This window comes from Anaerobiospirillum succiniciproducens DSM 6400, assembly GCF_000482845.1.
Taxonomy (GTDB): domain Bacteria; phylum Pseudomonadota; class Gammaproteobacteria; order Enterobacterales; family Succinivibrionaceae; genus Anaerobiospirillum; species Anaerobiospirillum succiniciproducens.
Genome location: NZ_AXWV01000026.1, coordinates 1 through 25,805, shown reverse-complemented (window position 1 = coordinate 25,805; position 25,805 = coordinate 1). Strand labels below are relative to the sequence as shown.

18 protein-coding genes are annotated in these 25,805 nt (G+C 44.1%); 16 read left to right on the top strand and 2 right to left on the bottom strand.

Going from position 1 to position 25,805, the window contains the following annotated elements:
• Positions 1-498: 498 nt before the first annotated feature.
• On the bottom strand, positions 499-2,196 hold the full coding sequence (locus H524_RS0104555) for a tetratricopeptide repeat protein (RefSeq protein WP_027939369.1): 1,698 nt from the start codon (positions 2,194-2,196) through the stop codon (positions 499-501).
• Between the two features lie 223 nt (positions 2,197-2,419).
• Entirely contained in the window at positions 2,420-3,382 is a 963-nt protein-coding gene (locus tag H524_RS0104550; protein ID WP_044121497.1) for an OmpA family protein, read from the bottom strand.
• A 1,152-nt stretch (positions 3,383-4,534) separates the two neighbouring features.
• Between H524_RS0104550 and H524_RS14285 the strand changes: the two genes are divergently transcribed.
• From H524_RS14285 to H524_RS14270, 16 genes are all read left to right on the top strand, one after another.
• The gene (locus H524_RS14285; RefSeq protein WP_044121496.1) at positions 4,535-5,041 is read left to right on the top strand and encodes a PTS sugar transporter subunit IIA; all 507 of its coding nucleotides are present in this window, start codon (positions 4,535-4,537) and stop codon (positions 5,039-5,041) included.
• Between the two features lie 3 nt (positions 5,042-5,044).
• On the top strand, positions 5,045-6,766 hold the full coding sequence (gene ptsP / locus H524_RS14280) for a phosphoenolpyruvate--protein phosphotransferase (RefSeq protein ID WP_084281661.1): 1,722 nt from the start codon (positions 5,045-5,047) through the stop codon (positions 6,764-6,766).
• Between the two features lie 619 nt (positions 6,767-7,385).
• The gene (locus tag H524_RS0104535) at positions 7,386-8,321 is read left to right on the top strand and encodes a flagellin N-terminal helical domain-containing protein (RefSeq protein ID WP_027939367.1); all 936 of its coding nucleotides are present in this window, start codon (positions 7,386-7,388) and stop codon (positions 8,319-8,321) included.
• A 16-nt stretch (positions 8,322-8,337) separates the two neighbouring features.
• Complete coding sequence (locus H524_RS0104530) at positions 8,338-9,258, top strand: flagellin N-terminal helical domain-containing protein (protein WP_027939366.1); 921 nt, start codon at positions 8,338-8,340, stop codon at positions 9,256-9,258.
• A gap of 16 nt (positions 9,259-9,274) precedes the next feature.
• Positions 9,275-10,225 (top strand): flagellin N-terminal helical domain-containing protein, encoded by a 951-nt coding sequence (locus H524_RS0104525; RefSeq protein ID WP_027939365.1) that lies wholly within the window; start codon positions 9,275-9,277, stop codon positions 10,223-10,225.
• 16 nt (positions 10,226-10,241) lie between these two features.
• Complete coding sequence (locus H524_RS0104520; protein WP_027939364.1) at positions 10,242-11,189, top strand: flagellin N-terminal helical domain-containing protein; 948 nt, start codon at positions 10,242-10,244, stop codon at positions 11,187-11,189.
• Between the two features lie 15 nt (positions 11,190-11,204).
• Positions 11,205-12,164, top strand: a complete 960-nt coding sequence (locus H524_RS0104515; RefSeq protein ID WP_027939363.1) for a flagellin N-terminal helical domain-containing protein — start codon at positions 11,205-11,207, stop codon at positions 12,162-12,164.
• A 15-nt stretch (positions 12,165-12,179) separates the two neighbouring features.
• Positions 12,180-13,124, top strand: coding sequence for a flagellin N-terminal helical domain-containing protein (locus H524_RS0104510; RefSeq protein ID WP_027939362.1), 945 nt, complete (start codon positions 12,180-12,182; stop codon positions 13,122-13,124).
• A gap of 474 nt (positions 13,125-13,598) precedes the next feature.
• On the top strand, positions 13,599-13,856 hold the full coding sequence (locus H524_RS0104500; protein ID WP_027939361.1) for an HPr family phosphocarrier protein: 258 nt from the start codon (positions 13,599-13,601) through the stop codon (positions 13,854-13,856).
• 1,181 nt (positions 13,857-15,037) lie between these two features.
• Complete coding sequence (gene nagE, locus H524_RS0104490) at positions 15,038-16,486, top strand: N-acetylglucosamine-specific PTS transporter subunit IIBC (protein ID WP_027939360.1); 1,449 nt, start codon at positions 15,038-15,040, stop codon at positions 16,484-16,486.
• A gap of 588 nt (positions 16,487-17,074) precedes the next feature.
• Positions 17,075-17,695: a carbohydrate-binding family 9-like protein gene (locus tag H524_RS16405; RefSeq protein ID WP_052338912.1), complete on the top strand. Its 621-nt coding sequence runs from the start codon at positions 17,075-17,077 to the stop codon at positions 17,693-17,695.
• Positions 17,696-17,809: 114 nt separating this feature from the next.
• Complete coding sequence (nagA, locus tag H524_RS0104480; protein ID WP_027939359.1) at positions 17,810-18,982, top strand: N-acetylglucosamine-6-phosphate deacetylase; 1,173 nt, start codon at positions 17,810-17,812, stop codon at positions 18,980-18,982.
• Between the two features lie 1,381 nt (positions 18,983-20,363).
• Positions 20,364-22,085 carry a SulP family inorganic anion transporter gene (locus tag H524_RS0104470; RefSeq protein ID WP_027939358.1) on the top strand — a complete coding sequence of 574 codons (1,722 nt, stop codon included), beginning with the start codon at positions 20,364-20,366 and terminating at the stop codon, positions 22,083-22,085.
• Positions 22,086-22,716: 631 nt separating this feature from the next.
• On the top strand, positions 22,717-23,274 hold the full coding sequence (locus H524_RS0104460; protein ID WP_027939356.1) for a hypothetical protein: 558 nt from the start codon (positions 22,717-22,719) through the stop codon (positions 23,272-23,274).
• Between the two features lie 978 nt (positions 23,275-24,252).
• Entirely contained in the window at positions 24,253-25,518 is a 1,266-nt protein-coding gene (locus H524_RS0104455) for a porin (protein ID WP_027939355.1), read from the top strand.
• Positions 25,519-25,618: 100 nt separating this feature from the next.
• Positions 25,619-25,805, top strand: a 187-nt coding sequence (locus H524_RS14270) for a helix-turn-helix domain-containing protein (protein ID WP_027939198.1), incomplete at its 3' end; no start/stop codon positions are given.

The window sequence follows — 25,805 nt, the reverse complement described above, 5'->3', positions numbered from 1 at the left end:
GTGGTCGCTATAAAGCCCATTAGCAACTAACCTTGCTCATGGGCTTTGTCTTTTTGCAGCCATGCATACACAAAAGAAGACCGCTGCCCTACTCTCCAGAACAGGTCATGTATAGCCTTGATCTTGGCATGAGCATGCTTGTTGCCTTTAGCTCTATGCCTAGAGCAGATGCTGCATAAATACAGCATAGGAATGTGCCAAGCACATGAGACCACGGCCTTGTCTTGGCAATTTGCTTTATAAACGATTGAGTCTAGTTGGTAGTTCTCAAATGAGCTTTATGGCTCATGTGCGCTATATGTGATGAAGCGGCTGCATGTACTTGAGTGTGAGGATGAAAGTGGTGGAGTGGCTGCATGTGCTTGAGTGTGAGGATGGAAGTGGTGAGGTTAACAGTTGCGGGATACGTGGTGCTGTGTCTCTTAAGGCAAATTGCTATGGCGCATAAACAACAAAGCCACCGCATGGTGGCCTTGCTGTTAAGTACTTAATGGTACTTTAGTAGATCTTGTTGAGCTGACCTGTTTCTTTGTTGCGCAGTGGCTGTACCTCTAAGAGAGAAACAGGAGGCACAAAGTCATCCATGTTATAGTCAGATGGGCTTAATGGAGGCTCAGGACGTGGCATCTTGGTATCAGCAACAAAAGGTGCAACACCAGTAGATGGCGAGTACTGCACGATTACCTTCACAAGCTCTGGGCTTAAGATTGGCTCATTGTTAACTGCCAGCTTAGAGATGTCAGTTACACTAGTGAAGTTACGAGCACCGTAACGATCTTTAAAGGCCTTATCTAAGGTGCTAACTGACTCATAAAATGAGAATGGTCTATCCATGACCTCGCCAGTGGTTGGATCCTTAATCTCTTGCTGAGCTACAGGATCACCTTCACGATAAGCGATATTACCGCGCAGCACATTGTTTGAAACTACTAAGACCTGCTTTAAGATATCAGCCGGCTCAATACGCTGCTGCAGTAAGTCGATGATGCTCTTAGCTGGGCCATAGACTTTAGAGATCTCAAGTAAGTCATCAAATCCACGGCTAAACTCTTTACCAGCACCAATACCTGACATGAGCATTAAATCATAGATAATGCGGCCAGAGAGATCATTTTGCTCAACAGCTGCAATTCTAATCCAGTTACCTGCCTTAGTAAGTGCATCAGGAGTATCGGTTTCAGTTAAAGCAAATACGCCTAAAGCAGTAGATGCTGGACCATAACCATTAGCAGCTGCAGTATTAAACAGCTGAATACCCATCTCATCGCCGCCCTTAGCTCCAGAACGTAATGAGATTAAACCTAAAGAGTACAGAGCAATTGGATTTTTCTTATCCACAGCTGCAGAGTACATATCGATAGAATCTTGAGGATTACGCTTAGCTGCATAGCCGTGCCAATAAACACCACCAAGACGTACATAAGCATCGGTAATGCCCTTGTCTAAAGCAGCTTTCCAGTACTCTAAAGCAGCCTGAGCATTAGATGAAATCTTGTCGTTACCCACAAAGAGCATATCGCCCATTTGCATCTCAAGATCTTTAGCACCCTTTTGCTTAGTCTTTAAAATAAAGTCGATATAGTCTTTTTCATTGGTCAGCAGTGGCAGTGCACGCTTAACCATTTGTGAGAAGTACTCAGTTGCCTGTAAGTTGATATCACGAGGAACCATGTTAAGTGGATCGCCGTTATACCAATTGTTCTTAACCTGTAAACCTTGCTTAATGAGAGCAGCTTCGTCATTGGCTCGACGGATAGCGCCTTGCTCAAAGAAAGAAATGGCCGCATCAACACCTTTAGCACGACCAAAACCGATTAAGGCTAAGTCGCCTAAAATCTCATAGGCAGTGTGGCGCTTAAATTTAACAGCCTTCTCTGCATATAAAGCAGCGTTATCGTACTGACCACTTGTGACGTAGAAGTAAGACAAGAACTCAGAAGCGTATGGGTCTTGTTCTGCATCAGCTTGCTTTAACAGTGCTTCAGCGCGATAGAAGTCAGAGTATGCTAAAGCCTTGATACCCTCGGCAGTAATTGCCTTACGCTCAGACTCTGCATTCATGGTATATGCGTAGAGCAATCCATAAAAGATAGCAGCAAAGAACAATACGCCAATAGCTACCATTGCATAGCGCTGGCGCATACGGTTTCTCTCCCTATGCTCCATTGCCTTGATCTTTTTTAACATGTTTGCCATAGCAAAATTTCTCTCTAGACTTAGTTCTAGCGCAAGCTTGCTACATGACCAAGTTCGTCATTCAAGCCTGACCTCATCACCTTTAGTAAATTGACAGCAATTGAATTACTAAAGTACAAGGATTTGTCTTATGGTCGAGTTTTTAAGGTAAAAACAGACCGCTTATAGTGTAAAACAGCATGCCTTTTCAGGTCATGCTGTTGTAAAAGTAATATAAAACTTACTACTCGTTCTCGGCAGAGTACCAATCTTCTGGTACACCAACATCAGGCATTTCAACCTCAGTTCTACTGTCAATCTTGAACTGATCACGTTGCAGCTCAACAATGGCTTTAGAAGACTGTCTGCGCTCTGAATCGGTATAGCCAGTAGTAGCTAATTGCTCATCACCGTAAGTACGAATTTCAATGATGTCCTTGTTAATACCAGCATCAGTGAAAATCTTGGCAATATTGTCACCACGGCGCTTAGCAAGATCGATATTATCTAGGTTATCTTCGCTACCTGAGCCGAATGATGAAATGATGATCTTATTTACAGAAGTATCAATCTTGCAGTACTCAATCTGCTGATCTAGACGCTGCTGTGAAGAAGGAGTTAGACGATTCTCGGTCTCGTAGAACATTAAAGCTACTAAGTTAACATCGGTATAACCAAATGGCAGCAGCTGAGCTGAGCAGTCAATAAACTCCTTGTATGGCTTAGCAAAGCCCATTGGGCTTAATACTGGCACGATACTCTCAACGAAGTTTGGATGCTCACTTAAGTATGGGAATAAGATACGCTGACCGTTGCTAAGCTCACGGAGCATAGACCAGGATACAGAGTCACCCACGAATGGACGGAAACCACGGTATAAATCGATTTCACCGATCTCGTTTTCTACACCCTGTGGACGCCACTCTGGTGGAGCGGAGATGATACGCATCTTAGATCTTGAGATGATCTGAGTAGATGGGAAAATTTCAAGGCTCAGACGGCGCTTTACGCCAGACAGTAAAGTAAAGTCTGCGCGACCATAACCACTAATGTTAGAGGACAGCACACAGGAGATCCTTGATGAGGCTGTAGACCAGTCTTTGGCCTGAGTATCGCTAATGCTTGCCTCGTAGCGTACATTAGCTGAAGCACTTGTAGCACTAAGCAAAGCTGCTAAGGCCAAGCTAATCAATCCTGCTTTACGCATACGTTTAAGGTCTCCATCTTTTACGTAAACTGCCAACATAGGCAGGCGGTATCGGCATAAACTTTTACATGCACCGAGTTTTAATCGGCACCTAGCGTGTCTCAAAGCGCATATAAATGGGCAAATAGCTATTTAAACACTAAGAAACAGCGTTGTATTTTAGCACGAGCGCTAATGCTTATCTTTGCATAACATCACGCATCTATAACAGCGACTATAAATCGCTTAAAAAACGTAGCTTTATGCACAGGCCTTGTGCATTCTTAGGATTGCATTATGTACTAATGAGACAAAATAGAGAAACTTTTAGCTCAAAGTCATAGCCTACAAGCCTTGTGCACACAAAGGCGCTCATCGCACTGTTAGCAAAGACAGTGCCAATAAACTCGTCTCACTTTTTCGACACCATCTAAACAAATGCCGAATCTAAGCCATTTTCATCGCCTAATCCGGCCTTTTTAGTGACAAACTAGATAAACACCAGTCCACAAGCGTTAAGCACTAATAAGCACTCAAGTGCAACAAGCGTTCAGATAAACATATCTCAAACTGCTAACTAGCAAACATATCCCTCATGAGGGCAAGGCAAAACGTTAGTTATAGTCTGTGAAGCTATTTCGTAAGCGCTGTGAAAATTTACAGAATGTTACAAATTTTCATAAATTTTTGTCAAAGCAACTGTGATTTTATCTAAGAGTTCACACTTTTATGGTTACTAATTGCTAGATTTATTCCACAACTGTTAGCTTTGCAGTACAATCAAAAGTTAAGCGCTATTATTTTTTATGGGCGCAACATTTTCAGCATATTTAGGCAGATTTGCCTATAGCCTGGATAACAACGCTTTAAGTACAAGCCATCTCTTTTCACTTGGCTTTACTTAGGCCGATACACACTTTTATGCCAATGGCTTTTTCTAAAGTGCATAGCACTTAGAGCATTGCCCTTGTGCACAGCACCTTTGATTCATCTGCTAAGGAATAGCTTTCTTAATGAGAGCACCATTCCTTGCAGGTATTGTTTAGGAAAGAGGCATACCCCTCAAGCACTACGCTGCAATAAATCTGCAGACTGTCAGTTTGGTCAAATACTGCCGATGCTCCTAGAGCAAGCTTGAGTTTCGTATAGCCATAATCCTTAATGGAGATAGGTATGGGCTTTTTTGACAAACTCTTCGGCGGCAACAAACCAGCAAACATTACTTTAAAGTCACCAATCAAGGGTGACATGATCAATGTTACTGAGATTCCTGACCCAACCTTTGCTGAGTCTGTACTCGGTCCTACCACCTGCTTCAAGCCAGGCGATGATGGCACTGTTTACGCTCCTTGTGATGGTGTTGTAACTCAGATCTTCAAGACTGCTCATGCTGTTACCCTGACCTCTACTGACAATGTAGAAATCCTCATCCACGTTGGTATCAACACTGTAGACTTAAAGGGCGAAGGTTTTGAGGCCTTAGTAAAGGATGACGATCAGGTTAAGGCTGGTCAGCCACTCATCCGTTTTGATAGCAAGGTAATTGCAGATCACGGTTTATCAAACCTTGTTCCTGTTGTTGTATGCAATGCTAGCGACTTCAAGAGCGTGGAGTTTATCGCACCTAAGGCCGTAACCACTGACGACGACATCTGCACCATTCAACCTGCGGAGCAGTAAACCATGTATACAGGAAAAGGTCGTTGTGCCTGTGCCGGTATTACCTTTGGTAAAGTCCTGCACATTAAAACCCCTGAAGTGGTTGCATCTGACAGAGATTGCCTAAGTGTTGATCAAGAGCTTGAGCTCTTTGAGGGCGCTCTTAGCAAGGCTGCCACAGAACTTGATCGTCTTATCGAGAAAGCTCGTGAAGAGATCGGTGATGAGCAGGCAGAAATCTTCGAAATTCACCGCATGATGCTCGAAGATCCGGACATTTGCGACAACATTCGTGACCGTATCAAAAAGGGAGGCATCAATGCAGCTGACGCTGCTGTTAGCGTTGGTAAAGAGCAGGCTGCTGACTTTGAGGCCTTAGATGATCCTTACATGCGTGAGCGTGCTGCTGACGTTAAGGACGTAACTGGCCGTATTGCCCGTATTTTACGTGGTGGTGAAACTGTTGAGCTTACCGAAGCTTGCGTTATCGTTGCTGATGATCTGCAGCCATCACAAACTGTAGCTTTAGATCGTTCCTTAATTTTAGGTTTTGTGCTGCGCCATGGCACTCAGAACTCTCATGCTTCGATCTTAGCTCGTACCATGAACATTCCTCTTATCATCAACTCTAATCTGCCAAGCAGCCTTGATGGCGATGGTAAGGCAGCAACTGAGTCTGAAGAGGCAATGGACTTAACTGGTCATACCATTGGTCTTGATGCTGTAAAGGGCGAGTTCTTCATAGATCCTGATCAGAGCACCATTACCAAGCTCATGGCTGCTAAAGACGCATTTGAGCAACAGCGTATTCGTCAGCTTGCTCTGCGTGGTCAGCCAGGTATTTCTAAAACCGGTCACCGTGTTTATACCTTTGCCAACATCGGTCAGCCTGATGATGTTGAGCAGGTATTAGAGAACGATGGTGAAGGCATTGGTCTGTTCAGATCAGAGTTCTTATACTTAGGTAGATCTGATCCACCTAGCGAAGAAGAGCAATTTAAGGCCTACGCTAAGGTAGCTTCCGCTATGAACGGCCGCCTCGTGATTATCCGTACCTTAGATATCGGTGCGGATAAGCAAGTAGATTACTTCGATCTGCCGCATGAGGAAAACCCAGCATTAGGCTTACGTGCTCTGCGTATTTGCTTAACCAAACCAGAAATCTTTAAGACTCAGCTGCGTGCTATTTACCGCGCTGCAGCTCGTGGCAATATCGCTATGATGTTCCCAATGGTTACCCGTCTTAAGGAAATCGAGCAGGCGAAGGCCATCTGTGCTGAGGTTGTTGCTGAGCTTAAATCTGAGAACATCGAATACGGCGAGCCAAAGATTGGCATCATGATCGAAACTCCTGCTGCAGCAGTGCTCTCACGTCAGCTTGCTGAGCATGTAGACTTCTTCTCTGTAGGTACTAATGACCTCAATCAGTACACCACTGCTTGTGATCGTCAGAACCAAAACTTAGGTGACTTCTACGATCCTCATCATGAGGCTGTATTAGAGCTGTTACGCCAGATTGCATCTAATGCTCATGCTGCCGGCATTACCGCCGGTATTTGCGGTGAGCTTGCTGCCGATCCTGAGCTTACTGATAAGTTCATCGAGATGGGCTATGACGAGCTGTCTGTGTCTCCTGGTGCAGTATTAGCATTAAGAGAGCGCGTACGTAACAGTGAAGCTGTATGCTTAAGCTCACTTAAGAACCCAAAGATCTCCTTAGATCCAGTCAAGAAGATCCACAGCTAAGTAATACAAGGCAAATCATTAACTGATTAAGCCACAGCCAAGTTCTAAGTCGCTTGGCTTTCAAATGCCAGACAGCCCCAAAGGCTCTCTGGCATTTTATTTTTTATCAACCAATGCCCCACCTCCACTCACTATTCTGATTATTCTTTCCAGCTTTACTCACCTACCTACTCAAATCTGAAAAAAATCTCCAAATATACTTATCAATACAAATTTAACTCATATGTAAGTTAAAGGTTAAAACTCTATCATCACACCCAAAATTTCCCCTAAAAACATGGTTATGTCATATATATTTTGTTAAAAGATGGCTTAAATACTATGTTTGAAACTTTTCTAGACACAACGTGAAACGTTTCTAATGTAAAGGCAAATTTCGTTTTGTGTAATCCACGCTATTACTTTAATGGTACAAACAAAAAACTAAATGCGTTGTATATGCGCTAAATGTTATATCTAGATTTGGCCTTTTTACTTAGTTGTAAAACATATTTGGAGTGAATTTTCAGATTTTTCATAAATGACATTCACTCCCTAGATACAAAGTCGTTAGCTAGAAGAGAAGAACGACTGCACAAGTCGTATCTAAAAGATTCAAACAAACGTAAGGAGTTACGTTATGGCTGTATATGTAAATACTAACTACAGCGCCCTTCAAGGCCAGCGCAACCTTAGCAATGTCCAGAACCAGCTCACTACTACATACCAGCGTTTATCAAGCGGTATGCGTATCAACAGTGCCAAGGACGACGCTGCTGGTCTTCAGATTTCTGACCGTTTAACTTCCCAAATCAACGGCCTCAATCAAGGTAACCGTAACGCTGCTGACGGTATTGCATTAGCACAGACCATCGAAGCTGGTATGGACGAAATCTCTGGCATGCTCCAGAAGGTTCGTACTCTTTCAGTACAGGCTGCCAATGGTACCAACACTCAAGCAGATCGTGATGCTTTAGCAAAAGAAGCTTCATCTTTAGTTGCTGAAATGCAGCGTATCTCTCAGCAAACCACTTACGGTGGCAAAAAGATCCTTGCTGGCGGTGATGCAGCAACTGGTGGTACATCAACCATCTACGGAACTGCTGGTGCTGGTGCTAATGGTGGTTCTATGACTTTGCAGGTCGGCTCCAACAAGGGTGATACTATCTCATTCTGCGTAGCAAACTTTACTTTCTCAACCTTAGCTAATGGTATTACTGAAGGCTTTAATAGCAAACAAGATACTGGCACCAAACAAGTTTCAAGAGGAACTGCAGTAGCATTCTCAAGTGCTGAGCAAGCAGCAAAGCTTATTGACTCTATGGATAAGCTCATCGCTAAGGTAGACGGTCAACGCGCCAACTTAGGTGCCATGCAGAATCGTCTTGAGTCATCTATCCGCAACCAGTCAAACGTTGCTGCTAACGAAGCTGACGCACGCTCACGTATCCGTGATGCTGATTTTGCTGAAGAGTCTGCAAACCTTACCCAGCAGAACATCATTCAGCAGGCTGCATCCTCCATGCTGATGCAGGCTAATACCCGTCCACAGCTTGGCTTAAGCCTGATTGGTTAATTAGGAGAGGCTTAAAATGGCAGTATATGTAAATACAAATTACAGCGCTCTTCAGGGCCAGCGCTACTTAGGCAACGTTCAGAGCCAGCTCACTACTACATACCAGCGTTTATCAAGCGGTATGCGTATCAATAGCGCCAAGGATGACTCTGCTGGTCTTCAGATTTCTGACCGTTTAACCTCCCAAATCAACGGCCTCAACCAGGGTAACCGCAACGCATCTGACGGTATTGCACTCGCCCAAACAATCGAAGCTGGTATTGACGAAATCTCTGGCATGCTCCAGAAAGTTCGTACCCTTGCAGTACAGGCCTCCAATGGCACTAACACAGCTGAAGATCGCGGTGCTTTAGCAAAGGAAGCATCCTCTTTAGTTGCTGAGATGCAGCGTATTGCAACCCAAACCACTTACGCTGGAAAAACTGTTTTAGCTGGTAACACAGATAAATCCATCTTCAGTGGCGGCGGCAAGTGGAGTGAAGCAGGCAAAATGACTCTTCAGGTAGGCTCCAACAAGGGCGACACCATTTCTTTTAACGTTGAGTCATTCGTATTTTCGCAGCTTGTAAACGGCAACTTAGGTGGTTTTAACACTGACCAAAACTTCAAAGGAAAAGAAGCCTCCAAAGGTCAAGCTGTTGCTTTCTCAACTGCTGAAACAGCAGCTGCACTGATTGACACTATGGATAAGCTAATTGCAAAAGTTGACTCCCAGCGTGCTGATCTAGGTGCCATCCAAAATCGTCTTGAGTCATCTATTCGCAACCAGTCTAACGTTGCAGCTAACGAAGCTGATGCACGCTCACGCATCCGTGACGCTGACTTTGCTGAAGAGTCTGCAAACCTCACTCAGCAGAACATCATTCAGCAGGCTGCCACTTCTATGCTGATGCAGGCTAACACCCGTCCACAGCTTGGTTTAAGCCTGATTGGTTAATTAGGAGAGTCTTAAAATGGCAGTGTATGTAAACACAAATTACAGCGCTCTTCAAGGCCAGCGCTACTTAGGCAACGTTCAGAACCAGCTCACTACTACATACCAAAGATTATCAAGCGGTATGCGTATTAACAGCGCCAAGGACGACGCTGCTGGTCTGCAGATCTCTGATCGTTTGACCTCACAGATCAACGGCCTCAACCAGGGTAACCGTAATGCCTCTGACGGTATCGCTTTAGCTCAGACTGCTGAAGCAGGCATGGACGAAGTTTCTGGCATGCTCCAGAAGATCCGTACTCTTGCTGTTCAGGCATCTAACGGAACAAATACTTTATCAGACAGACAGGCTCTTGCTAAAGAAGCCTCATCCTTGGCAACTGAAATTAGTCGTATTGCAACCCAAACTACTTATGGTGGCAAGACTATCTTAGAAGGTCAGCAGAATGATACCTCTGCAATCTTCTCAAAAGCAGGTAATGCAAATGATGTTGGTAAGGCTGGTACTGTAACTCTACAAGTTGGCTCCAACAAGGGCGATACCATCTCAATGCAAATTGCTAGCATGGTCTTCTCAAAGATCGGTAGCGCTGCAGGTTTAGCTGATACTGACTTTGCGGATGCTGCTGGTACAGCAGCCTTTGTAAAAGATGGTAATGGTGGCATCAAAGTTAACTTTACAACTGCCGGCAGCCCTGACGCCATTATCGAGATGATGGACAAAATGATTGGTCAGGTTGATGGCCAGCGTGCCAACTTAGGTGCAATCCAAAACCGACTTGAGTCCTCTATCCGCAATCAGTCTAATGTTGCAGCTAATGAGGCTGACGCACGCTCACGTATCCGCGATGCTGACTTTGCTCAAGAGTCTGCAAACCTTACCCAGCAGAACATCATCCAGCAGGCAGCTTCATCAATGCTGATGCAGGCTAACACCCGTCCACAGCTTGGTTTAAGCCTGATTGGTTAATTAGGAGAGGCTTAAAATGGCAGTATATGTAAATACAAATTACAGCGCTCTTCAGGGCCAGCGCTACTTAGGCAACGTTCAGAACCAGCTCACTACTACATACCAGCGTTTATCAAGCGGTATGCGTATTAACAGCGCTAAGGATGACTCTGCCGGTCTTCAGATTTCTGACCGTTTAACATCCCAAATCAACGGCCTTAACCAGGGCAACCGCAACGCTTCCGACGGTATCGCTTTAGCTCAGACTGCTGAAGCAGGCATGGACGAAGTTTCTGGCATGCTCCAGAAGATCCGTACTCTTGCTGTTCAGGCAGCTAACGGCACCAATACCTTAGCTGACAAACAGGCACTTTCAAAAGAGGCTTCTTCTTTAGCAACTGAAATCAGTCGTATTGCTAAGCAGACCACTTATGGTGGCAAGACTATCCTCCAGGGTTTAAAGGATGATGAGTCTACAATTTTCACTAAAGCAGCAAACACTGATGTAGGCAAAGCAGGTACTGTTACTTTACAAGTTGGCTCCAACAAGGGCGATACCATCTCAATGCAAATTGGTAGCATGGTGTTCTCCAAAATCGGTAGTGCTGCAGGACTTAAAACCGGCGACTTTGCTGCTGCTGCTGGCACAGCTGCATTCGTAAAAGGCGCAAATGGCGCTATTACAGTTAACTTTTCTACCGCAGGCAGCGCAGATGCCGTTATCGAAATGATGGACAAGATGATTGGTCAGGTTGACAGCCAGCGTGCCAACTTAGGTGCCATGCAAAATCGTCTTGAGTGCTCTATCCGCAACCAGTCTAACGTTGCTGCTAATGAAGCTGATGCCCGCTCACGTATCCGTGACGCTGACTTTGCTGAAGAGTCTGCAAACCTTACCCAGCAGAACATCATCCAGCAGGCAGCATCCTCAATGCTGATGCAGGCTAACACCCGTCCACAGCTCGGCTTAAGCCTGATTGGTTAATGGGAAAGTCTTAAAATGGCAGTATATGTAAATACAAACTTTAGCGCCCTTCAAGGCCAAAGACATCTCAATAATGTCAACAACCAGCTGACTACTACTTATCAGCGTTTATCAAGCGGTATGCGTATTAATAGCGCTAAAGATGACGCTGCAGGCCTGCAGATCTCTGATCGTTTAACCTCACAGATCAACGGCCTCAACCAAGGCAATCGCAATGCATCTGATGGTATTGCTTTAGCTCAGACCATTGAGTCTGGCATGAGCGAAATCGAAGGTATGCTTCAGAAGATCCGTACCTTAGCCGTTCAAGCCAACAACGGTACTAATACAGCCGCTGACCGCGAAGCTTTATCTAAAGAAGCTAGCGCTCTTGGCAACGAAATTAGCCGTATTGCTAAGAAGACAACCTATGGCGGAAAGACCGTACTTAACGGTACAGACGTTCAAGGCAAAAATAGCTCTATTTACGCTGATGGTCAGAACGCTGGCGACGCTGGCAAAATGACACTGCAGGTCGGTTCCAACAAGGGCGACACCATTTCTTTTGATGTTCAAAACATGGTGTTCTCAAAGATCGCCGGCACTCATGACACTATTGGTGAGCAAGATAAATTCATCAACATTAATAAAACCACTGGTGATATTACATTCGATTTCAATGCAAAGCCACAAGCACAAGGCGGTGGTGCTGCAGTTTCAATCTCCGATATCATTGGTCTCATGGACTCAATGATTTCTAAGGTTGATGGCGAGCGTGCTAACTTAGGTGCCGTGCAAAATCGTCTTGAGAGCTCTATCCGCAACCAGTCTAATGTTGCTGCTAATGAGGCCGATGCTCGTAGCCGTATTCGTGATGCTGACTTTGCTCAGGAGTCTGCAAACCTCACTCAGCAGAACATCATTCAGCAGGCTGCTGCCTCTATGCTGATGCAGGCTAACACCCGTCCACAGCTTGGCTTAAGCCTCTTAGGCTAATGGGAGATTAGTTACATGGCTGTATATGTAAATACAAATTTTAGCGCCCTTCAAGGCCAAAGACACCTCAATAATGTCAACAATCAGCTGACTACTACTTATCAGCGTTTATCAAGCGGTATGCGTATTAATAGCGCTAAAGATGACGCTGCTGGTCTTCAAATTTCTGACCGTTTAACATCCCAGATTAATGGCCTCAATCAGGGCAACCGTAACGCATCTGACGGTATTGCTTTAGCTCAGACCATGGAAGCTGGTATGAGCGAAATTGAGGGCATGCTCCAGAAAATCCGTACCCTTGCAGTTCAGGCATCAAACGGCACTAACACTGCTCAAGATAAGGCTGCTCTTTCTAAAGAAGCCTCTTCTTTAGCAAATGAGATCAGCCGTATTGCTCAGAAGACTACCTACGGCGGCAAGACCATTCTTAATGGTCAAAAAGCCGATGAATCAACCATCTTCTCAAAGGCTGATAACGCAAATGTTAGCAAAGCTGGTACCATTACTCTGCAGGTTGGCTCAAATAAGGGCGATACCATCAGCTTTACTGTTGAAAACATGCAGTTCTCCAAGATTGGTAGCCGTGCAGATGGTACTTTTAAAGATAAGGTGGGTGCTCCAGCCGATAAAAAGCTGATGAACATCGATAAGGGTGTTATCACCTTCCAGTTCTCTGTTGCTGATCCTACTGACGCTATAAAGCTCATGGACGATATGATTGCACAAACTGATAGCGCTCGTGCTGGCTTAGGCGCAATGCAGAACCGTCTTGAGAGCTCTATCCGCAATCAGTCTAACGTTGCTGCTAATGAGGCCGATGCTCGTAGCCGTATTCGTGATGCTGACTTTGCTGAAGAGTCTGCTAACCTCACTCAGCAGAACATCATTCAGCAGGCTGCTGCCTCTATGCTGATGCAGGCTAACACCCGTCCTCAGCTTGGCTTAAGCCTCTTAGGCTAATGCGCTTTTAGCATTTAGCTAGGAGATAAAGCTCCTTGGAAGACCCCGCTTTATGCGGGGTTTTCTGTTTTTTTGGCAATACCAATTCACAAGAAACTTTGATCTTGGGTGTGCTTCAAAGTTGCTAATTATGGCGTTAAACTGCTCTATTGAAGAGAACTTCTTGTCTGATGAGAGGATGGGGATCGTGGGGTTTGTTGGGGTATAAACTGTGGCGATCTTGGAGGGAAGTTAGATGGGCTTTGCTTTTGGGGCTTTGGTGGGCAAGAATGGCTTTTTTCACAAAATGTAAACGTTTTCACAAACTCAAGATTACTCTATACACAAATGCTCTTATCGCGGTATGATAGTAAGACTGCAAGATTTGCAGTTCAGGATTTGACAGTTTTCTAAATCGTTTGATACAGCTCAATTGTGTATGGCTATGTCCTATATTTAGGCACATACAGATGCACAAAAGATGAGGTTTTGTTTATGAAGACAATTACTTACAAGATCACCGACCCACGTGGTATTCATGCTCGTCCAGCTGGCCAGCTCGTTAAGGTCATTGCAGGCTTTGCATGTGACTGCAAGATGGGCAAGCCTGATGCTCTTATCGACGGCAAGCGCTTATTAGCCGTTATGAAGCTTGCTATGGCACAAGGTGATGAGCTCACTTTACAGTTTGACGGTGCAGACGAAGAAGCTGCAGCTGAAGCTGTATTAAAGTTCTTACAGGAAAACCTGTAATCCTGAGCCCACGCTCAGTCAGCCTAGAGCATGCTTAGCATGTTAAGAAGATCGTAGGCTGATTTTGACCTTACAACCGCTCTTGCTATAACTTTAGCAAGGGCGGTTTTGCTTTTTTGGCAGTCCATTTTCGCTGCTAATTGAACAATGATGGCTTTACTGCAATTTTCCGTGGAAACGTTTACATTGTGATATTTATAGGATCCACTGTTTTTATGTGGCCGTGATCTTGCTACTTTGGCTTGTAAGTGGCGATCTTACTAGTCTTTATCAGTAACTCTGATCTTTTTACACGCGAGAAATTACAAAATTTGTGTTGATTTTGTTTAAAAAATCATTTTTGGTGCAAACACCATCACTCACACATTGTAAACGGCTTATATATCTTATTTATGCTCTGAAACTTTATTTCATTTGCATGTTTTTTTATGGATCAGAGCAATGTGTTCTTCATCTCAATTACCATCTTCACTTGTGATACAACATGATGCCTTTAAATGGCTTAGATTTGCCGAATTTTCCTTAGAAAATGGCATGTGGATCACGGTTAACTAGGTGGTATCGCCATATCAAGTTTTTGCTCGATTTTCGTAAAAAGTGAAAATCTGTTTCACAAATGTGCACGATCGCACAAATTGAAGTGATTGCTTTTGCTCATTTGCTCGATCGGTCGGATAATTTCAATGACAGATGAGCTGACATTTTGTCCGCGCATCTACAGGGTATTAGAATGCAAAAGCAGTCGCCATTCAAAACGACATTTGCCGATTTCTCATCCCACCAGTCACCTTAGTGTGTTCTCTCTCTTGCAGCGCACTCTTGAGTACTTAGATCTTTGCCTAGTTTCAAGAATGCATATGCAAAGGCAGGTATTAGAATTTACACACTACTCTGGCGATTCTCTCTTGCTTAAGGAAATCTGACTTTTGTGCAGCTAAGATTAAGTAATCATTGTAGAGAGTGACGTAGTGACAAATCATCACATGTTGCGAGCTCATTTGATAGCTAAGATTGTCTGACACAAACCTCAACCTTTTCTTAAACTGTTTGCCGTATGGCATAAGGGCTTTAGGCCGCTAGTTTTCAAACATTCTTGTTTTTCTAGAGCTTAATTTCCCTTCGGTAAATGACGTGGCTACCGCCTTTGCACGGGATGTCACATTTGGTTGGAAGTATAGTCTATGATGAAGTATCTTCAGCGACTTGGTAAGTCATTAATGCTGCCTGTCGCATGTTTGCCTGTTGCAGGCATTCTTATGGGTCTTGGTTACCTGCTCGCTCCTACCACCATGCAAGGTGGTGATGTAGAGGCTACCGCTGCAGTTCTGCTTGGTAACTTCTTCGTAAAGGCCGGTGGTGCCATTATTGACAACATGTCTGTTCTCTTTGCTATCGGCGTTGCCGTTGGCATGGCAAAGGAGCAGGACGGTACCCCAGCTTTAGCTGGTATCGTAGCTTGGTTTGTTCTTCAGACCTTATTAAGCCCAGGCTTCGTTGGTGTCCTTACTGGTGAAGCAGCTGATCCTGCTTTCAATAAGGTTAACAACCAGTTCATCGGTATTCTTTCAGGTATCGTTGGTGCTACTTGCTACAACCGCTTTAGCACAACTAAGCTCCCTGACTTCCTCGCATTCTTCTCAGGAAAGCGCTCAGTTGCTATCGTAACTGCTTTAATCTCCATTGTTCTTGCAGCTATCCTCTTCTTCGTATGGCCTCTGCTTTACAATGGCTTAGTATTACTCGGCGAGTCCATCATCTCCTTAGGCGCTGTTGGTGCTGGTATATACGCTTTCTTAAACCGTCTGTTAATCCCAATCGGCATGCACCACGCTCTGAACGCAGTATTCTGGTTCGACGTTGCAGGCATCTCCGATCTGACCAAGTTCTGGTCTGGCACTGGTGAGTACGGTGTAACCGGTATGTACATGACTGGCTTCTTCCCAGTTATGATGTTCGGTCTGCCAGCTGCTGCCCTTGCTATGTACCACACTGCTAAGGATTCACGTAAGAAGGCTGTATTAGGTCTGTTAGCTTCTGCTGCATTCTGTTCATTCTTCACTGGCGTTACCGAGCCACTCGAGTTCGCCTTCATGTTCTTAGCACCAGGCCTCTACGTTTTATACGCTGTAATGACCGGTATTACTGCAGCTATCACTGTTATGCTGCCAATCCGTGCCGGCTTCGCATTCTCAGCAGGCTTCCTGGACTTATTCTTCTCCTCAACCACTCCACTGGCTCAGAACCCATGGTTCCTGATCGGTGTTGGCTTAGTTGTTGGCGTTGTTTACTACATCGTATTCCGCTTCGCAATTGTTAAGTTCGACTTCAAGACCCCAGGTCGTGAAGACGACGAGGCTGCTACTACTACCGACTTAAAGGGTGACGCTGCTTTCGTAGCCTACGCTGAGAAGGTATTAGAGGGCTTAGGCGGTAAGGAAAACATCGCTTCTGTTGACAACTGCATCACTCGTATCCGTTGTGAAGTTGTTGATGGCTCTAAGGTTAACGACGAAATCCTCAAGTCATCTGGTGCAAAGGGTGTTCTGCATCCATCAGATACTGCCGTTCAAGTTATTGTCGGCACTCAGGTACAGTTCGTTGTTGACGAATTAAAGAAGATGCTCAAGTAAGAGTGTCTTAAATACCTGCCTTAATCTGTCTTTAGATATCATCTTTTGACAGTACCTAAAGATAGTTTTACAAACGGCACCTTCGGGTGCCGTTTTGTTATGTACCTTCTTTAATGCATGCCAAACAGCAGCAATGGGCAATTTGATGCTACTGCGATGATGCCATTACCTATTACTAAGTCATTGACTTTTAAGTACCCCTTTGCTCTTGCGTAGCCATAAAAGCTAATTGGTAGTAAGTGTATTTGTATTGATTGTTAGGTGCTTTTAGCTCAGTTGTTTTACTAGTGTCTTTTCGTTAAAGCTTTGTTTTTGCATGGCATTAATGCCATGGTTTGCTGTAAACTAGTCTTGGTAGCTAGATTAGCTGTTTACTTAATTAAAATGGCTTTTCTATGCTGCACTGCAACAGGCTTATAGCTGTATTCTCTAGAGCTTTAATGAAAAAATACTCCACATTTTTCTAGATCTTGAAAATATTTTGGAGTTTTTATCCATACCTAACACTAAGGGTATATACTGTTGTTTACATAATGTCCTATGAGGTTTACTTGTCGTTGTGTATTCCTTGTAGCATATGGAGCTAACATGATTAAGATCCCTTTTAACACTGATAAGGTCGAACTTGCTTTAAACCATCACCTGTGGAACTGTGTTGTAAAGCCTGAGACTAAGGCAACACTGAGCATGGATGATAAAGGACTGCACGTTCACTTTGTTGTTAGCGAATCAAATCCTCAAATCACTGCCAAAGAGCAGCAAGAGCCAATGCTCATGGTCTGCCAAGATAGTGCTGTCGAGTTATTCTTAGCTTTCCCTGACGAAGAGTTCGATGAGAACTTTAAGCCACAGCTTGAGCACTGTCTGTATTTAAATATTGAGATTAATGCTGCTGGTATTTGTTACGCAAAGCACGGTCATTCTCGTAAAGGACGTACAGCCTTCACCTTAGATGAGATTCGTGCGCTCAACATTCAATCAAGCATCAGTGACAATGAGTGGACGATTGACTTAACCGTCCCACGCGACTTTATCAAGGGACTTGCTCATTACGACGCTTTTAGTCCTAATCACGTGTTTGCTCTAAACCTGTACAAGATTTCTGAAACCAAGGAAATCGAGCACTACATCGCATATAACAAGGTGGATGTTCCTGCTCCTAATTTCCATCTGCCAGAGTACTTTGCTCTGTGCAAGGTTGAGGCATAAGTCTTACTTTATTGACGCTTAATTCTCTTTTTGCGTTTAAGACTTTCTTTAAGGCCTCTTTCATACTGGATTGTTTTTCGTAGAGTCAAGCTACAACAATTTCGCGGAGTTCACATGATTCTTTCAAATGGTTACGTTTATACCAAGGATTTCCGTTTCGCTCCAAACAGCCGCATTTTGGTTAATGGCGAGCGCATTACTAAGGTAAAAGAGAACTTTACAAGTTGCTGCAACAAGGGCTGTGGCTGCGCCACTAGCGGCGAAGTTGTTGACTTAAAGGGCTTATTAGTCATCCCAGGCCTCATTGACGTGCACTTCCACGGCTCTGTTGGCTACGACATGATGGATGGTACCGAAGAGTCCTTAGACGCTATCGCTAAGTACCAAGCTAAGTCAGGTATTACTGCTATCTGCCCTGCCACCATGACCATGCCTGAAAAGGACATCGTTAAGGCTTGTGAGAACGTACGTGATTACAAGGTCAAGGAAGACGGCGCTGACGTTGTTGGTATCTACATGGAAGGCCCATTCATCAGCCCTAAGAAGGTTGGTGCTCAGAACCCAGAATACGTTCATAAGCCAGATGTAGACTTCTTCCGTCGCTGCAACAAAGCCTCAGGCAACAAGATCAAGATCATGGCTATTGCACCAGAGGAGGAGGGCGCACTTGCAGCTATTAAGGAGCTCTCTGGTGAAGTTTTACCTTCTATTGCTCACACTGTAACCGCTTACGATGTTGCTAAGAAGGCTATCGCTAACGGTGCTAAGCATTTAACTCACTTATACAATGCTATGCCTGGCTTAGCTCACCGCGATCCAGGTCCTATCGCTGCTGCAGCTGACGCTCAGTGGTGTGAGGCTGAAATCATCTGTGACGGTATCCATATTCACCCATCTGCAGTACGTGCTGCTTTCAGAATGTTTGGTGAAGATAAGATGCTCCTTATCTCCGACTCCATGATGGCTGTTGGTCTTGAGGACGGCGAGTATGAGCTTGGTGGCCAGAAGGTATTCGTTAAGAACCGTGTTGCTACCTTAGCATCAGGTACCATTGCTGGTTCAGCTACTAACCTCTATGACTGCATGAAGACCGCACACCTGAAGATGGGTCTGCCGCTTGAGACTGTAGTACGCTGCGCTTCATACAACCCAGCTCGTTCTATCAAGGTATTAGACGACTACGGCACCATCGAAGAGGGCAAGGTTGCATCCTTACTCGTAATCGACCGTGAGTTAAACTTAAAGGGTGTTCTCTTACGCGGTAAGTGGCTCTTTAAGAACTTCTAATCTTACGAAGTTTATTTAATAGCTTCACAAGCATGTAATGCTTGCGATATCAGCGCCCATGTCTTTGACATGGGCGTTGTCGTTTAAAGACCCACTATGACATGATCTGTAGCTCCTGCCTTGAAAATCCTATCTCCTATTGCACTTGCGATCGCTTAAAGCGACCATATTGCCCAACTCCCACTCATCTAAGGCTAACTGTTAATTGATCCTGCATCGCTTGCTTCTTTACGCAAACAGGATGCATTGTCGGTTATTGGTAGTGGCTATTGTCTGCGTGTTTATTTATTGTGTTAATGGTTGCTTGTTTGGCATGTGGTTATGCAAGTTTTGCAAAATTTGAATAGCATCATTGCTTGAGTTTCTCCAAACTATTTAGCTTTAATGCAAATTTTGCAGCTTTTATGATGTCTTTTGCTTAGTACTTGTACGATGACTTCATTGCCCTAGTCCTGTATCTAGTATCAGCACTTACATTTGTAACAAGGTTTTAGCAAGATGAGCTAAGTTAGACGCTCGTAACTAGGCTCAGACAAGGCCGGTTTTTCTTGAAAGGCACAGGCATTCAGCCTATAATTTACGCTCTCATTGGTGCTGATAAATATTAGCAGCAAGGACATTTAAGTAACGATCTTTTAAGCAACTTTTTGCTTAGCAAGAATGGCATCACTAATGTTGTCCGCGTGCTTAATTAGAACTTGTTTTGCTCTTATTTCATAGCCATTGAGGTGAGCCTCGATTAGATCAGTGCTTATTAGCTGTTCTTTTTCTTGTTCTCAACCACGCTCAGCTCCCAAGCCGCTAGTGATTTTTTCTTTTGCCCTTTCTTTGTAAACGCAACTAAGCTTGTATACGCAAGCTTATATGCATGAGTGGCATAGCCCATCACTAAACACTCCACAGCTGACGAGACTCTACTAAAAGTTTTAGCTCATAGCTAAGCTTTACTAGCCCATAGCCTTATAGCATACGGCTATCCACACTATCACCTGCTAAAAATAAAACATTAGCTTAAGTCACAGAGACTGACTTGAGCCTATATGCCATTGCAACAAGCAAGGTAGCGATACAGCTATCCCATTGCAAAACAAAGTGGCGATACAGCATACACATCTTTGATAAGTCTTATGCTGTTAGTTTTGATCTTTTAGAGGCCTATATTTACAAACGTGGAGTGCACAGCATAAGGATCCCATGGCAAATAGCGACTTTTTTGCATAGTCCATGAGTGAATACGAGCTAAGTAACTTTTTTATTAGAGAATTGCAAGATTTGCCCAAACCAATTCTTGTCTAATTACATATGCGTGGTATTGAATAAGCAAAGTAAGACTGACTGTATTTAGGCTACTGTCGTGCAAATACATATCTCTGGTTGAAAAATGCAGAACTCAGATCGCTTGGTTCCAGCACTCTTTACCTGCTTTAAAGAGGGCTACTCATTTAAAACACTGCGTTCAGATGTTATCGCTGGCCTCACCGTAGCTATTGTGGCTTTGCCTCTGGCTATGGCTATGGCTGTTGCATCTGGTGCTTCTCCTGATAAGGGCTTAGTAACCGCTGTAGTAGCCGGTTTCTTCATTTCCTTTTTAGGCGGCTCTCGCGTTCAGATTGGCGGCCCTACTGGTGCATTCGTAGTCGTTATCTTCGATGTTATCGCTCGCTATGGTTTAGATGGCCTTATCGTCGCATCTGTCATGGCCGGTATCATCTTGATCATTGCCGGTTATGCACGACTTGGTAAGCTCATTAAGTACATTCCTTACCCTGTTATTACTGGTTTTACTACTGGTATTGCGGTGATTATTGCCTCTTCACAGGTTAAAGATTTCTTAGGCCTTACCTTTACTGACGTACCTGCTGAGTTCCTTGAAAAGTGGATGGCTTATTTTGCCCACATCAATGAGACTAGCATCTACGCTGTAGGCTTAGGCGTATTTGCTCTGGCAGTGATTTTAGTTTGTAAGAAGATCTCCGATAAGATTCCTGCTTACTTAGTAGCTATCGTCGTTGTATCTTTAGCCTCATTTGTCTTCTCTTTACCAGTTGACACCATTGGCTCACGCTTCCCTAACATGCCAGAGGGTCTTCCAACTCCTACTTTGCCATACTTAACTTTAGAAGAGGTTAGAGACTTAATCCCATCTGCCTTTACCATTGCTTTCTTAGCTGGTATTGAAGCACTGCTCTCTGCTGTAGTTGCTGATGCCATGATTGGCCAAAAGCACTCCTTAAACCAAGAGTTAGTAGGCCAAGGCGTAGCTAATATTGCCTCAGGTTTCTTTGGTGGTCTTCCTGCAACTGGTGCAATTGCACGTACTGCAACCAACGTAAAATCTGGTGGTAAGACTCCAATGGCAGGTATTTTCCACTCCCTGTTCTTACTGGTGTTCTTATACACCATTATGGATATTCTTGCCTATATCCCAATGGCTGCTTTAGCTGCAGTACTGTTTATGGTTTCTTGGGGTATGTCTGATATCAAGCACTTTATGCAGATTTCACGCATCTCTCCATCAGACCGTACCATTTTGTACATGACCTTTGCACTTACCGTCTTAGTTGACCTGACTGTTGCTATTGGTGTTGGTGTTACTTTCGCATCCTTGCTGTTCATGCGTCACATGTCAAAGTCCATCGAGATTCATCCTCAGATGCGTCTTACTCAGTTTGACAATGATGATGGTGAGAACGACACTCCTGTTGATTCAGCTCGTGCAAGCTCCAAGGAAATCGTTGTTCCTGATGGCGTAGCTGCATTCCAGATCAATGGCCCACTTTTCTTCGGTGTAGCCAATGAGCTATGCGATCGCATGAAGGGCTTAGTCACCATCCCACGCATTTTAATTTTACGTATGCGTTTCATGCCTTACTTAGATGCCTCCGGTGAGTCCTCTATTGAAGAAATCGTTAAGATTTGTCATGAGCACCACAGCTTCATCATCTTTGCAGGTATGAGAAAGCAGCCTATGGATATGCTCTTTAAGGCAGGTCTGTCAAAAGACTCTGAAGTTGCTTTCGTAACCAACTTTGATGAGGCCTTAAAGATGGCTACCAAGCTGATGCAAGATCCTGACTTCGTATCCAAGCATCAGGACATCTAAGCACCACAAATCTCATCGTAGGCCCATCAATGGCCTACGCCACAAGAGCCATGTACTCAAATCCTTAAGTGCATGGCTCTTTGCTTTTTCAATGAGGCAATGCACTGCCATCAAAGCAACATCATCAAGCGCCATCATAAAAGCAACGTCATCAAAACACCGCAATAAAATCGGCTTCTCCAAAGTCCAATAATCAAAGCGCCATCCTACCTTCACTCGCTGACCATTGGATGAGTGCAAAAGACCACAAACCAGCCCCTATCACAACCGTTTAATCGCGTGTGCAGCCAAGCTGTCGTTAACTCACTCCCACAAATTTTTGCCCATCGAAAACTATCATTAAGCCCTTAGAGTTTTTAAGCTAAAACTACGCTATAAAACGGCATATTTACGCCATTTACAGCTACAGTTATCGTTATCGATACACAGAATAATTTACATTAAGTAAAACTTTTTTCGCAAAAGTCAAATCGCTGCTTGTTACCTAAGTTTTGTGATGTTATTCTTTGTTCAAAGAGCATAAAGAGTTAAGTGTGTAGTGGTGCTTAAGTAAAGCTTTTAGGCCATAGATTCTTTTGCTCTGAGCATCTTTTTAATAATCAAATACATATTAGAAGTTTTGGGAGGGCCTATGTTGAGAAAAACCTACATCACTCGTAAGAATGATATGCTATTCCAGAACTTTAATGCGCTTAAAACTGTTGAGCACGTAATCGCCGAAGTGGATACCGGCCTTGGCAATAAGTCCCGTAATATCGACAACTCCTCAATGCCAGAGGTATTAGCCACTGCTGTGGGTATCGGCTCAGGCTCTGCCATTAGCTTTGCTGCTTTATATCTTAGTGGTAGCGTGATTGGCGTATCAGCCGCTGGTATTGCATCAGGTCTTTCTGCAGCTGGTGCAGTAGTTGGTGGTGGTGCTGCAACTGGTTTCTTAGTGCTTGCTGCCCCAATTGCTATCTTAGGCTTCTTAGGCATTCGAGCTGCCGCACGTAAGCGTGCAGAGCGCCTAATGTACGCAAAGATTATTTGCTACAAGCGCTGCTTAGCTCACTTAGCGTCCATTAAGAACGCCATTCAGATGGAAGCAAAAGAGGCAGATGCCGAGCGTATTGAATACCTCAAGGCATTATCCATTACCTTGCAAGCCGCGATCAAAGACTTAAAACACGATCTTGGCATTGTCTAATCAAGATTAGCTAAATTCTAAGCTCACTCAAGCTAGCCAAAGCTACTTGATTCTTACCCCGCTAAGCTAACCAAAGCGGCTTGGTTCTAACCTCACTAAGCTAACCAAAGCAGCTTAGTTCTGACCTCGCTAAGCTAGCCAACAGGACAATAAAGCAGTTCCCGTTGGCTAGCAATAGAAGCATTCTCATCCTTCGCATTAAGACTAAAGAGCCAAGCTATCCTTTCATAGTAGCTAGCAGTTGACTAAGATCTTTGGCTGCAACCAAAGGTGTGGACTCTAACCAGCTTCAAATCACTATCCATAGCTTCTGAAGCTAAAGCTATGTGCATTAGTCTTTTCGAGAGTGATTGTTAGCTTTAACAAGCTCTTAATGCCACCTCAAGGCTGTCACTGTTATATGACCAATATGTAGCGCATTGAGCTCTAAGCATCGCCCATTCTTTCTATTATTGCGTAACATTTCATATTGCTTCACATGCTAAGCATGTGCGTTGTACTACTGCCAATCGCTGCAGAGAGCTTGTGCATTCTAATGAAATGAGCTCTTCTAATAACGGCTACTTATGGCAAATCCCTCAATCACTTTAGCTTGAAAGCTAAAGCGTTTTTGCTGCATTAGCATCTGTCTTGTCTGATTCTGCTCATACCTACCACCTAGTTACATACACTAACTACTGTTTTAACCGTAAAACAGGCGTAATCAATTGTTATTTAGCCATATTTACAAAAAATTTTAGCCACATGCGCAGTATTTGTGTATTATTGTTAGCGTTAGCTAACTACAATTAGGAATGACTAACAGGACAGTTAGTCTATATGCGATTAAGACAGTAAGCATAGCTTTTGTGATTGCCTCTTACTTCTACTCATAAGATGAGTTCATCTATCAGTAATTGAACATACTTATATTGGGGTAGAAATCATGAAGCTATGTGTACTACTTGCTGTCTATTTGTAATGACTTGGATAGTTTGAATGAATAAGACCATCATCGCTCTTGCAGTAGCCTCTTTAACTGTTGCTGCCACTTCCTTAACCGCCGCTAACGCTGCAGCTGTCTATGACCAAGACGGTACCTCTTTAGATGTTTACGGTCGTGTACAGTCTGTTCTCTACTCTGGCAAGCAATCAGGTGTTTTAGATGACAAGGCAACTACTATCACTACAGGCCGTTTAGGCTTAGACATGCGCTCTACCATCACTGGAGATATTGCTGGTTTTGCCGCTGCTGAATGGGATGTATCTGATGGCAATGAAAACGAGTCATTTAATGCTCGTACTTTATGGGTTGGCTTAGACTTTGGTGATGCTGGCTTAGTAAAGTTTGGTAAGTTTGAGCCTGCTATGAAGTACGCCATCTCACAGACCGATATCTTTGAGGATTTTGGTGGTGTTGGCTTTACTGGCGGTGATGACAGACGTCGTGGTGTAGTGCAGTACGAGTGGGCCGGCATGGGCTTTAACGTACTGGCCTCTTATGTCTTTGCTCAGAAGGCAGAGCACTTAGATGGCGCTTACATCTTTGGCTCTGATCCAGATGGTGCCATTAGTGCTGATGAGACTGTCGATCTTAACTACACCGTATCTTTTGCTGCAGGCTACACCTCTCCTGACGTTCTCTTTGGCCCAATCGATATCCGCTTTGGCTATGAGAAGGGTGAGTTTGCTGACAAGGATCTAGGCTTAAACACCTTTAGCTTAGATGGCTTAGGCGGCTCCAACTCTGGCGCTCTCTTAGGCCTCGCTCAGCGTCACGACAATACCATCACCGCTATTTCCGATAGCTCCATTCAGTATGATTCCTACGATCAGTTTGCTGTAGGCCTGTCATGGGGCACCATGGATGTAGGCCCTTACTTTGGTGCCATGTACCAACAGCGCACCTTTGATGTAGTGTCCAGTGCTAAGATTACTCGCACTGGTGGAGCTGCAGCTGCAGTCGGCAGCCTCGGTATCGATGAGCTTGAGGTGTCAGGCTATGAGTTTGTAGCTGCTTACACATTTGAAAATGGCGTCAGCGCCCGCACTGGTTACTTAGCACGTAAGTACGATGCCGGTATCGTAGGCGAGTTTGAGGCTAAGGTTATTCCTGTGTTAGTAGCATGGCAGGTTACCCCACAGTTCGACGTATGGGCTGAGGCACGCTTTGATGCTGGTACCGACAATAGCGAAACCACCATTGTTGTGGGCAATGTTTTTTTCCTGCACAGTGACAGTATGAATTTTCTGCTATTTTTGTGAGCACTATCACGATTTTAAGTGCATTTTAAAAATTTTTCTTTCGTTTTAGCTTTTTTTTCTATATCTTACTGGCCCTTATTACATTTGCCATTAATAGTTTATGATTAGTGAAAAGCAACAATTAAAGCTTAGAGAGCTCCATGCAGATGGACATTCAGTGAAGGACATTGCTGAAACTCTACAAATATCTCAGCCTACTGTCCGCGCATATTTGAAAGACAAAAACAGAGGAGTGGTAAAGAAAGAAAGAAAATCTAGAGCAAGACTACTTGAGCAAGCAGATCAGA

Excerpts from the sequence above, each read along its gene's own strand:
- nagA (WP_027939359.1), top strand. The coding sequence starts at position 17,810 with ATGATTCTTTCAAATGGTTACGTTTATACCAAGGATTTCCGTTTCGCT.
- H524_RS0104515 (WP_027939363.1), top strand. The coding sequence starts at position 11,205 with ATGGCAGTATATGTAAATACAAACTTTAGCGCCCTTCAAGGCCAAAGA.
- nagE (WP_027939360.1), top strand. The coding sequence starts at position 15,038 with ATGATGAAGTATCTTCAGCGACTTGGTAAGTCATTAATGCTGCCTGTC.
- H524_RS0104530 (WP_027939366.1), top strand. The coding sequence starts at position 8,338 with ATGGCAGTATATGTAAATACAAATTACAGCGCTCTTCAGGGCCAGCGC.
- H524_RS0104535 (WP_027939367.1), top strand. The coding sequence starts at position 7,386 with ATGGCTGTATATGTAAATACTAACTACAGCGCCCTTCAAGGCCAGCGC.
- ptsP (WP_084281661.1), top strand. The coding sequence starts at position 5,045 with ATGTATACAGGAAAAGGTCGTTGTGCCTGTGCCGGTATTACCTTTGGT.
- H524_RS0104460 (WP_027939356.1), top strand. The coding sequence starts at position 22,717 with ATGTTGAGAAAAACCTACATCACTCGTAAGAATGATATGCTATTCCAG.
- H524_RS0104520 (WP_027939364.1), top strand. The coding sequence starts at position 10,242 with ATGGCAGTATATGTAAATACAAATTACAGCGCTCTTCAGGGCCAGCGC.
- H524_RS14285 (WP_044121496.1), top strand. The coding sequence starts at position 4,535 with ATGGGCTTTTTTGACAAACTCTTCGGCGGCAACAAACCAGCAAACATT.
- H524_RS16405 (WP_052338912.1), top strand. The coding sequence starts at position 17,075 with ATGATTAAGATCCCTTTTAACACTGATAAGGTCGAACTTGCTTTAAAC.
- H524_RS0104470 (WP_027939358.1), top strand. The coding sequence starts at position 20,364 with ATGCAGAACTCAGATCGCTTGGTTCCAGCACTCTTTACCTGCTTTAAA.
- H524_RS0104510 (WP_027939362.1), top strand. The coding sequence starts at position 12,180 with ATGGCTGTATATGTAAATACAAATTTTAGCGCCCTTCAAGGCCAAAGA.
- H524_RS0104555 (WP_027939369.1), bottom strand. The coding sequence starts at position 2,196 with ATGGCAAACATGTTAAAAAAGATCAAGGCAATGGAGCATAGGGAGAGA.
- H524_RS0104500 (WP_027939361.1), top strand. The coding sequence starts at position 13,599 with ATGAAGACAATTACTTACAAGATCACCGACCCACGTGGTATTCATGCT.
- H524_RS0104550 (WP_044121497.1), bottom strand. The coding sequence starts at position 3,382 with ATGCGTAAAGCAGGATTGATTAGCTTGGCCTTAGCAGCTTTGCTTAGT.
- H524_RS0104525 (WP_027939365.1), top strand. The coding sequence starts at position 9,275 with ATGGCAGTGTATGTAAACACAAATTACAGCGCTCTTCAAGGCCAGCGC.
- H524_RS0104455 (WP_027939355.1), top strand. The coding sequence starts at position 24,253 with ATGAATAAGACCATCATCGCTCTTGCAGTAGCCTCTTTAACTGTTGCT.